This is a genomic window from Myroides sp. C6-3 (assembly GCF_050522425.1).
GTDB lineage: Bacteria > Bacteroidota > Bacteroidia > Flavobacteriales > Flavobacteriaceae > Flavobacterium.
Genome location: NZ_JBMVQP010000048.1, coordinates 1 through 16,462, shown reverse-complemented (window position 1 = coordinate 16,462; position 16,462 = coordinate 1). Strand labels below are relative to the sequence as shown.

Here is a 16,462-nt window from a genome sequence, read left to right as displayed (position 1 = left end):
TTGGGTGTATTGAGGATTTTGTTGGGCTTGTGTGTCTAAACTACTAAGCACGCTCAGTAGTCCTAAAGTTAAATATATTTTTCTCATATACGTTTTACTTTTTTATAGAGAATCAACGGTGTGTTGCCACACCGTTGATTGCTTGTTTTAATAATTAAGTTGTACCCAGCCTGTACGTTGATTTCCGTGAGAAATAACGATATAATAATAGGTTCCTGAAGGCAATCGATTCCCTGATTTGTCTTGACCCATCCATTGTTTTTTATAACCTAATCCATGAGAATAAACTTCAATTCCATTGCGGTTGAAGATTTGAATCTTAGCAATTCCATGGTTACTCAAGTCGAAACTATCATTTAATCCATCTCCATTTGGAGAAATACCTTTAGGGATATCACAGTTCTCAAAGTTTATAGAAAAGGATGTTTCATCAGCGCAAAACGCGGTGGTACTGCCGTTTTTAGCATAAATGTAAAGTGTGGTAGGTTCAATTATTTCATCTCCAGCGAATACTTCTTCTCCTTGTCCATTTGGGTGTGTAAAATATTTATTTCCATTAGAAAGTTCGGGAAGTACAAAGAACTCATGACAATTGATAAATTGATCTTCTATATAATCAGCTACAATAGGGGCGTGTATTGTTATATTTAATGAAGTTTCCGCTTCACAACCTTGTTGATTTCTTTTGTAGATATACAAGGTTGATTTTCCAATTTGATCATACGTTTCTCCTGCATCATAGACTACACCTTGTCCACCTGATTGAGTAAAGTAACGCTCTCCTTCTTTTAATGCAGGTAAGGTAGTTTGTTCACAAGCAGTTATATCCGATAGGGAAGTAATGGATAATACAGGGATTGGAATAACTTCAAAAGAACCTACCTGAAAACAAGAGGTACTTATATTATTTAGTTTTACGTGGAAACGTTGACTTGTTTTTAATGATATTGTACCCTGTAGAGGTTGGGTTAAATCTTCATCATGATAGAGTTCAAGTGTAAATTCTTCCAAATTGAAATCATCTATATGAACCAATACGTGATCTTGTAAAGTTGCTTTGTCAATTTGAATTGAATTGTCTTTGTTGTTACATAAAAACAAATTAGATATTTCATTCAGATTAAAGTCGTGCATTAAGAAGTTAAACACTCGTTCTATCACCAATTCATTTCCTTCACAAGCGTGATATATTGCTTTGGCTGTATAGTTTGTTGATTCCGTAATATCGACAGTAATTGTTTCTTCTTCAGAGAAAATTTCTCCATTTTTATACCATTTAAAATCTACTGCTTCCTCTCCATTTGGTGTAAAGCGCCAAGCTTCATTTGCAGCGGTCCAGGCTCCTGTGTTTCGATGGATAGTATCATTTGGATACATACCAGGGTAATGAGCTCTAGTTCCATCTTCATTTTGAATACCCAATAAACCGCGACTTCCATTATGTGCACCCCAACCTAAGTCAGCAGCTATCGGTCTGTTTTTGACGTAAACTTCAATGATATTAGTTCCCTCGTAAAGTACAATTTGAGATGTCTGTGTACTACCTTCAATATCATTAGGATCATAGGAATTGAAAAACAAGCCCATGTGATAGATATTAAAAACAAGTGCTCGACAAGGGAAAGTACCTAGTACTTGATAATTTACAGAATAATCTTCAGGTGAATAGTTGGGAGCCAAATCCTGCATAACACCAAAGATCGCATTAACAAAAGGACCTCGATTTCCTTCAGGGTTAAATGGTATATCTTGATTAAATGACCAAGGTGTATGACTTTCAGGAGTGTAACGACCATTTTCTACTTCTCCTGCGATACTGAAGGAGATCATGCCATTAGCACCGATTAGAACTTTGTCATAGGTATTGCCATAAAAGCAGAAGTTAAACCCAAGGTCAATGATAGGCGACCAGTAATCATCTTGTGTTAGATCAATCAAATCGCCTCCGAAGAAAGGAAATGGAGGTGCATATTCAATGGATTCTACTACATAATCATCTGTTGTTTTGATTGAAGTATAACGGGCTTCAAGTTGTTTTGTTACAGGACCTTGTTCACAAATAATATAATTATTGTTTTCCGATACCGGCATATCTGAAATTCCTCCATCTAAATCAACGCATATGGGAGGAATAAAATAAGAGAACTTAGCGGGACCAGTCCAAAGCGATTTGTCCGTTTCATCTTCACAAATTGCGCGTACATAGTACTCGTAGAAGAGACCTTCTTCTATATTTTCGAGTAATAATGTAGGCTCATTTTCAACTAGGATTCCTCTTGTCTGCGTTGTAGGAGCAGTACCACCTTGTTCTAACGTATAAACTTCCCATTTTGTTTCCTCCCCTTGTGGTGTCCAAGTTAATCGCATATTTGTGGTATGTCGTACAAGGTTTGCTTGTAAGTCTTTTACACTTAAACAAGTTGAAACTTTTACGTTGAAATCATCTATAGCAGCTGGTGTTTGTTCTCCATTTTCCTTGTCATTTATCCATTCGAACACTAAGCGAATGGTTTGACCTTGAAAGTTTCGAACATCTAAGTTGGTATGGGTAGTTTGCCATGTTGGTGAATCTACGTGTAAAGTAGTACCTACTGTAGCAATAATGCTGTTATTTTCTATTTTTTGATTTGATTTCGGAATAGAATCAAGGGGAATATGTAAGAGTCTAAAATAGTCTTTTGGATTATTTCTTGAAATTTCGCCCTTGTTTTTCCACTTGTAATCGATAGTCAGTTCAACTGCGTCTGTAGGGATGTTTATATCTCTATAAATGTGTGCAATAGAAGCATTTTCTATAGTATATTCATTTGTATAACCTTGAGTAGAGGAAATATAAATGGATTGGCGGCCGCTATTTGCCGTAGCATTTCCTTTATACCATTGGTTATATGCTTCGATATTCGTACTCCAATTTAATGATTCTTCAAAGTTATCACTCAACGGCAAGTTTGCGGGTTGTTGTTTTGTACTAAAATTTACGGGTTCAATCCAAAAGCTCTTATTGGTAGTCGAACAAGAGGAACGTACCCATACATAATAGCGGGTATTGGGGTCTAAATCCTGAACGTTAAACGGATTTGTAACTTGGTGAAGTGTTGGCGAAGTGTCATCCAAAGGAGGAATAGGTGAGGTAGATATATAGAGATCGTAAAGATTTGTATCTGGCGCATTGGTCCAAGAAAGGGTCACTTCTTCTTGTGTGATTGAGGAATAGTGTAAATCACTTGGCCTTGCACATTGAGTTGTTTTAATAGTTAGGTTGTCTATGGCTGCGGGAGGTTGAATGCCATTCTGATCATTATTCATCCATTCAAATATTACACGTAGGTTTTGTCCCGCTATAGACTGTATGTTATGCAGTAATTCAGCTTTTTTAAAGAATTCTGAATTGGAGAATGAATTCGAGTCTAATTGTATAATATCACTCGTCAGAGCTTGAATTTTGCGTCCTTTAGTAGGGGTGAAGCTCGTAGGAGTGATCCATACTCTGAAAAAGTCTGTTTCTTTTTCTCCCATATTTCTCCAATCAAAAGCGACTAGAATATCTTGCACTGCAGCAGGAACAACAAAATCTTTATAGAGATGTGAAGCTTGTTTGATTGTAGTTGCATAAGAGTTTACATCCTCTCGATATCCCGTAATATACAGGGCATTATGACCACCGTGATTGACTACATTACCTCGGGTCCATTTGTTAATAGAATCATTGATAATACCATAATCCACTGTGTTTTCAAAGTTGTCATTAAAAGGTAATGCCACAGGAGTCAAGGGAGTACGAAGATGGTTAGGTCCTTGCCAATCAGAAAAAATAAGTTGACCGGTAGGAGTTGTACATTTTGTCCGTATATAATATTCAAAATCTGAATTCGCATCTAAATGCTCAATATTGTATCTAGGTTCAGTACAGTCTATACCATTTGTTGTCGGCCTACCTGTATTGGCTTGTTGAATTACTATTTCCCAGTGTTCGGCATGAGGAGTTGCATCCCATTGAATAAAGGAAGGGGTAACACTAAATGTGGTAGGAGGGGAACATAAAGGTATATCTTCAATAATTACATTGGTTATCATAATTTCTTTTCCTTCTGTATTTTGCTGTGAGACGTGCCATCCAATATGGACTGCTCCAGCATATAAGTTTCCTTGTGTATCTCGTAGTTCGACTACTTCCTCCCTAAAGGCTGTATTGTTATATAAACGAGAAGGAACAAGTGTATGTGTGAAGTTATTTGGATCAGCTCCTTCTGTAGCTAGTTTGACAGACATCGTGTTTGGTAAACTAGCATCGGTTACTTTGTAAGTGTATTTTAGGCGTTGATTTCCATTTAGGATTATTTGTGGAGAGATTAGCCAATCGTTGTTGTTACCTTCAGTTCCCACTGTATAAAGTGAAGCAACGTCCGTTGTAATTCGTTGATCATCTTCATTTTGAGCATAATCTTGTTTGAATAACCAACTGCGATTATCTTGGTTTAGATTGTCGATGGTCCAGCAAGTTCTCGTAGTAGAAGTAGGAGAAAAGGTTTCTGTAAATGGAAATTGCGTGATGGGTCTACAAGGGATAGCATCTATTTTTAAATTTCGAATAGCAGCAGGTCTAAGTGGCCAACCCACTAAACCATTGGTCCATTCGAAAACAAATTTAACCGCTTCACCTGTTAAATCCCCTAAGTTAATTGTTACATTTTCGTGTAAGATATTCCAATTTTCGACATAGAGATTGTTGTTTAAATTAATACCACCACTAGTTTCAGCTGTAATAGCTTGGTCAGCTACAGGTGTGTAAGAATTAGGAACAATCCAAACACGCATATAATCCATTGGATCTTCTGTTCCTAACATCCAGTCAGTATCGACATACCCCTCACAGAACCAATCAAAGCTAACGGTAATATCGTTTATGTTTGCTGGTAGTTGAATTGTTTTGTATACATGAGAAACAGCCCTTGTTTCACGAGTATAAGAAAATTCATTTTCAATATTACTGAGGTATAAACCGTGATTGGGTTCATTTTCAGTGCGTAACTCAGTAGGAAAACCGAACCTCCATTTGTTGGTATGTGAATTGGCAAATTCCCAACCAATGGCATTGTTTTCGAAGTTTTCATGTAGGATGATATCAGGTAAGTTTCTTATTGTATTTGAAGGAGGTTCTTCTGCAGGATAATGGAAGGGGATAAGTAAATTAGAAAAGGTTTCAGAGAAAACAACGCTTGGTATTACTAGGGCAGTTAATACAAGCCAAGTGCTAATCCGTTTGAGGTATTTCATGATAGAACTAAATTATTTAAAACTGGTCTAAATTAATATAAATTAGTTATCTAATGTTTTGTTTTAATTATGGAATTAGTATTAAATTTTAGGAATAAAAGTTAGGTGTGTTATTTTTGTTTAGAACTGTTGCGCTTTGTATTTGATTTAGGATTAATATTTGTTAATTATAGCGGAGTGTTAAGTAATGTTATTTAACATTATGTTGTATTTTTTGTTAAATTTAAAGAAGTGGTAGCGAGTTTTATCTATTTGATTTGCATAGAGATGAGTGATTGTGAATTAGGAAATAATAGTTGAGGGTGATTTTTTATCAATATTCAACAAGAACATAAAAAAAGCGACTCGAATTCGAGTCGCTTTTTGCTATAATAAATATAAAAATTATTTTTTCAAGTGTTTTCTGTACTGAATAAAAGACAGTATACTGATTAGCGATACAAATCCAATGGACCACCAAATGATGGTTGGAGTAATCACTTTTTCTCCAGAAGCGTACGAGTGTAATCCACTTAAGTAGAAGTTTACACCAAAATAGGTCATCATAATAGCGTAGAAAGCAACAACACTAAATACGTTGAATAGCCAAGTACCTCGCATTGCTGGTACTAAACGGGCGTGGATCACAAAGGCATAAACCATAATACTAATTAAGGCCCAAGTTTCTTTTGGATCCCATCCCCAGTAGCGACCCCAGCTTTCGTTTGCCCATTGTCCTCCTAAGAAGTTTCCTATTGTTAAAAGCACGAGACCAACAGTCAAGGCCATTTCATTGATGTACGTTAACTCTTTTAGGTTTAAGTCCATTTTCTTCTTGTTCTTGCTATTGGTAAGAATCATCAAGATCAAGGAAACAATACCTAAAATCATTCCCAAGGTAAACGGACCATAACTAGCCACGATAATAGCTACGTGGATAATTAGCCAGTACGAGTCCAATACCGGTTGTAAGTTGGAAATAGCCGGATCCATATAATTGAGATGAGCGGCCCATAAAATCATTCCCGTAACGAAAGCGGTTGAAGCAATAGTTAATTCTGATTTTCTACCGAAGTACAGTCCAAATAGCGTAGTAGCCCAAGCCACATAGATTACCGATTCATAGGCATCACTCCAAGGAGCGTGACCTGATACATACCAACGTACGGCTAAACCTAAAGTATGCAAGACAAACAAGAAAATGGTTAGCCAATGTCCTGCTTTTATCGCTTTGCTTGCTACTTTATTGGGTTTTAAAATCACCCAAATGATAAAGATAAAAGAGAAAAGAGCTACAACCATATAGTATTTATACAGCGTTTTAAAAATGTCGTATTGGTTGTATAAAATCTCAAATTTTATCTTGTTGTCCGATGGCATTACTTTTTTACCATAAGAGTGCTGGAACGTATTAATGTGTTCTAAATACTCATCTGCTTTCGCGTAGTTATTTGAGTTTTTTGCATCAAATAGAGCAGGAACATACATACGAGAAAGGATGTTTTTTGTAAAGGTAGAATCCATTCCTGTCATCCCTGATTCGTTTAATTCTAACGGAGAAATCCATTTGTCATTATCGTGCTGAGGGATAGGGAAGATCGTTAAAATTCGCCCTGTAAAAGCCGCATTTAATAGGGCTACTTTTCCATCCAAATCCAAGTAATCCTTTTGGAATTGGTTCTTCACACTAGCGTGGTTGGCTTCCTCTACGTATTTCAGTAATTTATAGTTTCCTTGATCGTCAAAAAAGTCAACGAAGGAAGCATATTTACTACCCGGTTCTAAGCCTAAAACTTCAACAATTTTATCATTTCCTCTTTTCAATTCAATGATTGGAGCGAAGTACCAGAAGTTAGGTGCCCCTTCCATTTGTTGTGCAATAGTGAATTGAGTAATAGACAAGAAAACTTGATCCGGCGTTAAGCCTTGGTAGTTTTCTTTTTTGTAAACTTTTCTCAATAATTCAGAAGAGAACGTATTGATGGGTTTCATACGTCCACCATAATCTTGAATAACCAAAGAACCAAATTTAGCTGCGTGTTCTTTACTGATCACATTAGCGTGTATGATTGAATCAATAACAGCAGGTGCTGGTTTAGTTGGTGCATGCATATGTTGAGCAGAAGCCCCTAGAGAAAACAAAAGGACTAATACCGTAAGCATAGCAGCTTTCTTTTCTCTTACTTTGTCTAATTTGCGTCTTAAATCAGCAAAACGAGAGTTTTTGTCGAATAAAATCCAAATTAAACCTACATATAGGAAGAAATAACCAATGTACGTAATCCAAGTTCCCCAAAAGTCGTGGTTTACCGATAAAATAGTTCCCTTTTCATCTGGGTCAAATTGCGCTTGGAAGAAGCGGTACCCTTGGTAATCTAAAATATTATTCATGTAAATTCGAGCATCAAAAGAGTTTTCACCATCTAAAACAGTTACTTGACTTTCAAAAGCAGAGTAGCTTTTTTCTGTTCCAGGATATTTATCCGCAATAAATTTGTTTAAGCGAACTTGGAACGGTGTTGTGTAAACCTTACTACCATAGAGCAAAGTGAACTCTAGATCTCCCAATTGAAAGGCTTGTGGTTCACCCATTCTACCCGCTTTTCCTTTTAATATCACCTCTTTTTCTTGCCCTTGAGAGCGAACAGTGACAACTAAAGCATCAGCAGTCATCTGATCTTTAAAATCCCCGTTAGAAACCACGGTTGTTTTTCCTTTCATTGGCAATTCTGGTAAAACAAACTGAGTACCTGCCATGGTATAAAGAGAACGGAAATTTAGCGGTTGTTTTTCATTTGCAGTCACATTTCCAGTTGATTGATCTGCCATGACCATATAATTTCCATCAAAAGGCGAGTCTATAAAGAAATCACCATTTTCAGAAGTAATATTGATCGCACCATCTGTTGGGGCATTATAACCAAATAAAACACCGTGAATACTAGCTACTTGTCCTTCTTGTAAGTAGTGTTCGTGGCGTTCGCCATCCCCTGATTCTACTAGTTTCAAGAAGTTTGTTCCGTTTGGATCTGCTTCAATTACTTCTTCAGCAGCCATGATAAAGTCTTTATATTCAACTTCAAAAGGAATCCCATTGAAGTCTTTTTTCATTTTAAAATGGTTGTTGGTTACTTGAGAGAAGTATTGATCCATTTCAAATGTACGTCTTCGTGTTTCCCCTTCGTATTCTCCATCAGCCATAACCGTTAAAAACGTTTTGTCTGAGAAAATACTATCCGCTGTTTCGCCTTCTCGGATAGGCATCATTCCTTCAAAACTAATGTAACGTGTAATGAAAGCGCCAATCATAATTAAAATAAAGGCGGCATGTAGCATAAAGGTTGACCATTTTTCTTTTGACAGTAAACGGTAACGCTTGATATTTCCTATAAAGTTAAGTAGGAAAATGAACATAATTAACTCAAACCATTTGGTATTGTAGATAAGAATCCGAGCGGTTGTCGTATTGTAGCGATCCTCAATAAAAGTTCCCAAAGCAAGGGCTACTGCAAATACGATGAAAAGAACAGCCATTAAGCGGGTTGAGGAAAAAAAAGAAATAATTTTTTTATCCATGAGTTGTTGATACGTTGTTTATATAATGGAACAAAAATAACCAAAATGCCCAGCAAACAGGTATATTTAACTTATTATTTAGGAATGAAATTTACTTTTTTTATGCGTAAAAAAAATTAAATTTGCAATGATCTTTACCTCATTTGATCGATGATTAGAAAATCAACAAGGATTGGTCGCTATTTAGTGAATGAATAAAATATTAACTATGCCAAAAATCTCTCAAAAAGGCCTTAAAATGCCTGAGTCTCCGATTAGAAAATTGGTTCCTTTTGCTGAAAAAGCGAAACAAAAAGGACATCATGTTTATCATTTAAACATTGGTCAACCTGACATTAAAACTCCAGTAGACGCGCTACAAGCAGTAAAAGATGCAGACATTAGTGTGTTAGAGTACAGTCATTCTGCTGGTTTTGAAACCTATAGAAATAAATTAGCAAAGTATTACCAAGCCCATAAAATTGATGTGAATGCCCAAGATATTATTATCACAACGGGAGGATCAGAGGCCTTGATGTTTGCTTTGGGAAGTACGATGGATGCAGGGGATGAAATTATCATACCTGAACCATTTTACGCGAACTACAATGGATTTTCTGTTTCAAATGGTGTAAACATTGTTCCTGTGATGTCAACCATCGATACGGGATTTGCTTTACCAGCGATTAGTGAATTTGAAAAGCTGATTACACCAAAAACAAAAGCGATTTTGATCTGTAATCCTGGAAATCCAACAGGATACTTATATTCAGAAGAAGAAATGAAGCAGTTAGCTGCTTTGGTGCTCAAACACGATTTGTTTTTGATTGCTGATGAAGTGTACCGCGAATTCACTTATGATGGTTTCAAACACATTTCCGTAATGAGTATGCCGGAATTAGTAAACCATGCAATTATGATCGATTCTGTCTCGAAACGCTATAGTATGTGTGGAGCGCGTATCGGTTGTATTGTTTCTAAAAATAAGGAAGTAATGGAGGCAGCGATGAAATTTGCACAAGCGCGTCTTTCTCCGCCTACTTTTGAACAAATCGCTGCGGAAGCGGCTTTAGATACACCACAATCGTACTTTGACGAAGTTATTACAGAATACAAAGAACGTCGTGATGTATTTATTAAAGCCTTACAAGAAATTGACGGTGTTTTTGTAACAGTTCCAAACGGGTCTTTCTACTGTGTGGCAAAGTTTCCTGTTAAAGATGCTGATGCTTTTGCGAAGTGGTTGTTGGAAGAATACAACTTAGAAGGTGATACAGTAATGATTGCCCCAGCAGCTGGATTTTACTCAACCGAAGGGGTAGGATTGAACGAAGCGCGTATGGCGTATGTTTTGAAAAAAGAAGATTTGATTCGCTCAGCTGAAGTTTTAAAAGAAGCTTTAAAAGTGTATCAAACTATTGAAAAGTAGAAAAAAAAGAGTCTAATATAAAAGCCACGCAATTTGCGTGGCTTTTTTGTTTTTAGTCCTAAAAATTCACATGGTGTCATATTTTTTTCTTGATACCTATTTTTTTTGTTCATTTTTTAACTTTTCCTTTCATAAAAGCCGTTTAAGCTGTTTTTTTTAGGTTAAATGTGTATTCGGTTTACTTTTGTTTTTTAATGGCTTAGCGTTGATTTATAGCGGTCGTTTTCTCAGCGGATTGTTGTGTATATTCTTTTTTTACTTTGTGCTTTTTTGTGCATATGTGCAGTTTATTTTCTTTCTTATTGTATTAAGTGCATGAACTAGTTTTAGTTGTTGCGGTTTTAATAAAAGTATAGGTTTTTTTATTGTTTTATTTAATTGGGATAGGTTTTAGCTAGGTTCATTTTATTTTTTTGAAACAAAAAAGGCAAAAAATGATTTAAAAGCATTATTTATTCCTTGTTTTTTTAATTTTTTGGACGATAAAATAGAAAATGCAACACCAAAGGCTTGTCTTTGTTGTAATGTGCTGTTTTTTAGTTAGTTAGATTTGTTTCAAATTGTTGGATTGGCGTGCGTTCTAATAATTTGAGGCATTAAACCTCGGTATTATATCGATTTTTGTATAAACTATTAGGGAGGGCAATTTCATGTAGAATACAGTTGTTCGAACAAGCAAATTATGAAAAAAAAGGACATGGATAAAAAAGTACTATTTAAGGTATTATTGACTTTAGGACTACTCTTTGGATTAGGAAGTTCTGTTTACGCGCAGTTCTTAGTAGAAGAGAGTTTTAGATACAAAGGACCAGAAAAAGTAGGAAATGTAATAGTAGGCGGTAATCCAACAGCATTTTTTACTGCGAGCACAGGAGCTGATTCGGAAGGAGATGGATGGATGCGATTGACAGCCGATAATACATATGAAAAAGGGTTCTTTTATATAAATGAATCATTTCCATCAAAAAATGGTGTATTCATTGAATTTGAATATAAAACATGGCGTACAAAAAATAATTCATCGCATACGAATGGTGGAGATGGATTGAGTTTCTTCTTATTTGATGCGGCTATAAAAGAAGATTTTCGCTTAGGAGCTTATGGAGGGTCATTAGGATATGCTCCCATGAATGCATCGGGTACAGGTAATCAGGTTTATGGATTAAAAGGAGGTTATATTGGTTTGGGGTTTGATGAGTTTGGAAATTTTCCTCGTAAAGTAGATGGTAAAGGGGGAGAAGATGGTGAGTTATCTGGATTTCGACACAATGTTTCCTTACGTGGTAAGACCATCGAAGGGAAAAAAAATTATTTAAAGAGTAATCCGGTTATTGGTTATGCTGTTTTAAATGCTGCTTTACATGGTGTGAGTTCTATTGATCATCCTCGTTTGCAAACGAATGGGAGTAGACCAACAGATACCGAGTTTTACCGTAAAGTACAGTTGGAAATCAATAAAGAAGGATCAGGTTATCGAATTATAGTTCGTTGGGCAACGACGCCAAACGGACAGTTTTATGAAGTTCTTAATAAATTGAATAAAGAAGCTCCTCCAGCAAATTTGAAGATGGGTTTCGCAGGTTCTACGGGTGGAGCAATTAACTATCACGAGATTAGGAATTTATTTGCAACAGGTCCTGGTGGAGTGGTTGTGCAAAAGAGTGTGGATAAAACTATCGCTCATGTAGGCGACGAATTGACATATACGATTGATTTAAAAGGACAAAACATTGAAGAATTGAAATTTAAGTTAAATGATGACTTAATGGCAATTCGACCATTTTTTGAAGTTACTTCAATTACGGCTTCTACCAATGGATATGAGGGATCTTCTATTGACATTCCTGCTGGAACTAAGACCTTATCGAATTTAGCTGTAACACTAGGCCGCTTGGCAACAACAACAATTACGATTAAAGGAAAAGTGATCAAAGCTCCTAAAAGTTTGGTTCTAACCAATACTGCAACGGTAGAAAAGAGTACACTTGTACCAAGTACTATTCAAAATATTGTGTCTGATAGTCAATTGACATCAACGGTAGAAACTCAAATCATAGACGATAATGCATGTGGATGTCCAGATGGGGCTATTCAGTTACAAAGTTCTGAGGAAGGACAAACTTTAGTTTCAGGTAAAGTTTATTGTGTGAATGGTCAGGTTACGATAGATGGAGGGCTTACTATATCAAAGGGTGCGACATTAATTGTGACTTCTGATGCGCGTTTAAATGTTAAGGGGAATTATTCTCATAATGGAGGACTTGTAAGCATTTGTCCCTATGGGGGGATTTATCTTGAGGGTTCTGCAACAATGGGATTCGGAGGCTCTGGAGACGTAAAAATTATTTTACAACACAACAGTTACTTCTCTGTGAATGGATCATTAACTCAGCATGAGACTCAAGGAGGAAAAGTAAATATAGAACTAAGTGATAATTCAATTGTAGAAGTGTGTGCAACCTACACGCAGATAACGACGACATACCCTGTGGTAAGATATGTAGGAGAAGGGATTCGCAACGCTTATTTTATTGTAAAAGCTGAAGTAAATGGTGGGGGGGCTAGTGTACTGACTGATTCAAATGACGTAAATGTTATTGCGATGAAATCTGTTACTGATTTAGTCATTGGTAGTTCAAATTATTGTGGTCCAAATGCTACAGAAAGAAACTGTGATTTTTGGCCTGTAGGCTTGCATATGGATTCACATGCAGGTGCAGGTTGTGATCAAGCTAAAGGAATAGTTGATAAGCCAGCGTTGTTGATGATGAAAGAAGGGAAGTATATCCAGGGAGACCGCAGTATGTATGAAGGGAACTCATTGGAATATGCACAAGGAGTTAGAGCTAATGACTTGATTGAATATACGTTTAAAGTAAAGAACGATGGAAATACGCCAATTTTAAATGTAAAAGTAGAAGATGAGGCTTTGGGAAGAAGTGTGGCTATTTATCAATCAGGTGATACGAATGAGAATGGAATGCTCGATGTAGAAGAAGAGTGGATTTATAAAGCGATCTATTATGTGACACAAACGGATATTGATGCAGCAAAAAAAGTCAATCAAGCGATTGTTACGGGTGAAACTTATGCTGGCGCTACTGTTTTTAAAAAATCGGGAACAAATTATATGAATGAAAATCCTACAATTGTTGATTTACCTTATGGGGCAGTAGATGATTTTTTCTGTTTAAATGAAGGGGATCCTTTTATTGCAGGTTTCCATGCGACAATTATTAAGACGAGTCACGGTTTTGAGGTGTTTGGTGAAAAAGCTAATCACAATGGTAGTCACTTATTGACTCCTACAAGAATTTTGCCTCGTAATGGATTTAATTTCAAGGGATCACCATTAATAGCTAGTACAGCTGGAGCTGGAGCTAATGATACAGCTGAGTTTCAGGCAGTATTATTAACAAGTTACGGTCTTTATACCTGGGGACAAAACTCTGTTATTTTTGGTGAAGATGGTATAGGAGGTATAGAAGGCACATTCAGACAAATAAATTTACCAGAAGGAACTACCCCTCGTGATATTCGCTATATGACAGCTACGTATGGAGCTGTAGCTTTGGTGACGTTTGACGGAGTAGTTTATATAGCTGGACATGCCTCTAGTTTGTATGGAGATAACACTACTAGGACTAATGCTCAGTGGCATAAGGTAATGGTGAATAGTTCAACTCCATTAACCAACGTAAAAACATTAAGAGTACACCGTTATGGTGCCATTGCCTTGACAAATGACAATAAGTTATACGGCTGGGGACAGGGAGTTTATTTAGGTGATGGAACTGATAAAAGAGCCCGACTTTTTGCTACACAAATGAATGTACCTGTTTCGAATATTACAGTTAAAATGGTTGCTGTAACTGGACATGGTTGGGACGATCCAAATGCAGCTTCTTTTTATGCTTTAGGCGATAATGGTAAAATGTATTCTTTGGGACGTAATACATATGGACAGTTGGGAATTGGAAATACATCAGACAAGAAAGAATGGCAAACGGTAAAAACGGGTAAAGGAAAGGACTTAGAAGATATTATCCACATTACAGCAGCAGATAATGCACAATATTATGCTATAGCTGGTGCGGTGAATAAGTATGGACGATACTATTCTATGGGGTATAATGATCGTGGTGTTGCAGGACAAAATACTTCTACAGAGCATGTTATGTATGCGAAAGAACCACTAGGGTTGACGGATCGTAGAGGGAATTTATTAAAAAAAGTGGTCTATGCAGAGGTAGGTGGTCACTTAAATATGGTGGTGAATGAGGATCGAACCTTTTGTTATATAGGACATAAGATCAATGGTAGTATGGGCGATGGAAATAGAACGAATACATCTGTTAGTTCTTTTGACTGTGAGAATACGCCGCACATTGCTGAAATCTGTGCAGTTTTGACAATTGAACCAGAACCAGGGTTAAAAATAACCAAAGATGGGACTTATGTTGACCTAAATGGTGATGAAATTGTAAATGTAGGCGATAAGATAACCTATACTTTAACTGTTGAAAATACGGGAGATGTTAGCTTGAGTAACGTAGTTGTAAGAGATCCGAAATTGCCATCATATCGTGTTGATATTCTGCGTTTAAATGTAAATGAAAAGGATATTAAACAAATAGATTACTTTATTACACAAGAAGATATTGAAAGAGGTGGAGTATTTAATCAAGCAGTTGGACAAGCTACTGTAAATGGAAGCGTAATTGAACGAGTTTCAAGACCAACGACGAATTTACTGCCTAACGATCCAGACTATCCATTACCAGATGCTGATTATTTAGACTGTGAAACATGTACAGTTACACCATTAAAACAAACACCAAAACTTGTTTTAGTGAAAACGGGGGTGTTTGACGGTGAGGTTGATGGAGCTTATGGAAATGGAGTAATCAATTATACGTTTACAGTTAAGAATATAGGAAACGTTTCTTTGAAAACGGTTAATTTAACCGATGATTTATTAGAAGCAGGATATTACAATGTGGATTATGGGGATACAAATGGAATATTAGAAACAGGGGCTTCTTGGACAGTAACAGCTATATATGATGTTACTGATACAGACCTCGAAAATGAAGCTGTGAGCAACCAAGCAAAAGTGGTAGGAAAGTCGCCGAAAGATAAAGAGACAGAAGCAAATTCTGGAACAGAAATCGGAAACGAAAATCCAACAATTACACCAGTAGAAGGCGGTGGACCTCTAATTACAAATCCACATATTTATCACAAAGTACAATAATAAAAATTAGACTAAAACGACACAAAATATTAAGTTATGAAAAAAAGACTAATACCAATTGCACTTGTTATGGGTGCGATATCAGCAAATGCACAGGTAGGTATTGGAACAGCAACTCCCAATAAATCTGCAGAATTAACAGTTCATGCTAAAGATGGAGATCGAGGGGTATTGATTCCAAATGTGTCTTTATCCGATACAAAAGATAAGGGGACAATTAAAGCTGGAAACGTGAATAGCTTGTTGGTGTTTAATATAAATACCGCTAAAGACGTTACGCCTGGATATTACTATTGGTATGTGGATAAGTGGGAACGATTAACAACAAGTAATGATATTCCTGCTATCGTTGTAAATAATTTTGAAAATATTCTAAATATGGAAGGCGATAAGGTGACGAACCTTATCAAAAACATAGTGAAAAATACGGAAGGTAATGTAATTTATGAAGGGGATAAATTGTATTACATCAATGACGATGGAGACAAGGTTGAGATTAACTTTGGCGATATCGTTGCAGCGAACGAAAGTAAAACGGTTGTGGTATCTAATACATCAAAAAAACAACAGTATTACGTTTCTGAAGCTTATTTACAAGCAAACGAGGCACCGACACAAGCGATTATTGATACTTGGACGGTGACTAGTTTGCCTGAAGGGGTATATGCGATTGATGTAGTTGGTGGTGTGGTAAATAACTTTCAAGAGTTTGTTAACCGTGGACCAGTTACGATCGATGGGCGTACATATCCTACTATTAATGATTACATCACGTACTTAACGGAAAGCACAGGTGGTTTTACGAAAATTATCTATGATAGCGAAAACAGAAATGCAAGCTTTCAACAATGGGATGAGGCTACGCAAACGTGGGTAAACGTTATCAATAGCAAATTCAAGAAAATTGTTACGGATAACGAGAGTCAAACGACAATCATTACCGTTGAGGATAAACAATACTACGTATC

The 16,462-nt window shown here is 36.4% G+C and carries 4 protein-coding genes and 1 pseudogene; 3 read left to right on the top strand and 2 right to left on the bottom strand.

Annotation, left to right across the window (positions count from 1 at the left end; all coding sequences use genetic code 11):
- Window positions 1–147: 147 nt before the first annotated feature.
- The gene (locus ACPDG9_RS15005; protein WP_430528533.1) at window positions 148–5,274 is read right to left on the bottom strand and encodes a gliding motility-associated C-terminal domain-containing protein; all 5,127 of its coding nucleotides are present in this window, start codon (window positions 5,272–5,274) and stop codon (window positions 148–150) included.
- A gap of 384 nt (window positions 5,275–5,658) precedes the next feature.
- Complete coding sequence (gene ccsA / locus ACPDG9_RS15000; RefSeq protein ID WP_430528532.1) at window positions 5,659–8,829, bottom strand: cytochrome c biogenesis protein CcsA; 3,171 nt, start codon at window positions 8,827–8,829, stop codon at window positions 5,659–5,661.
- A gap of 208 nt (window positions 8,830–9,037) precedes the next feature.
- Here ccsA and ACPDG9_RS14995 point away from each other — a divergent pair, with 208 nt between their 5' ends.
- From ACPDG9_RS14995 to ACPDG9_RS14985, 3 genes and pseudogenes are all read left to right on the top strand, one after another.
- Entirely contained in the window at window positions 9,038–10,237 is a 1,200-nt protein-coding gene (locus ACPDG9_RS14995; RefSeq protein WP_430528531.1) for a pyridoxal phosphate-dependent aminotransferase, read from the top strand.
- 682 nt (window positions 10,238–10,919) lie between these two features.
- Window positions 10,920–15,494: a DUF7507 domain-containing protein gene (locus ACPDG9_RS14990; protein WP_430528530.1), complete on the top strand. Its 4,575-nt coding sequence runs from the start codon at window positions 10,920–10,922 to the stop codon at window positions 15,492–15,494.
- 36 nt (window positions 15,495–15,530) lie between these two features.
- Window positions 15,531–16,462, top strand: a pseudogene (locus ACPDG9_RS14985) (hypothetical protein); the annotation flags it as partial.

Bases quoted from the DNA above. Each gene is read 5' to 3' on its own strand.
- ccsA (WP_430528532.1), bottom strand. From the start codon at position 8,829: ATGGATAAAAAAATTATTTCTTTTTTTTCCTCAACCCGCTTAATGGCT.
- ACPDG9_RS14990 (WP_430528530.1), top strand. From the start codon at position 10,920: ATGAAAAAAAAGGACATGGATAAAAAAGTACTATTTAAGGTATTATTG.
- ACPDG9_RS14995 (WP_430528531.1), top strand. From the start codon at position 9,038: ATGCCAAAAATCTCTCAAAAAGGCCTTAAAATGCCTGAGTCTCCGATT.
- ACPDG9_RS15005 (WP_430528533.1), bottom strand. From the start codon at position 5,274: ATGAAATACCTCAAACGGATTAGCACTTGGCTTGTATTAACTGCCCTA.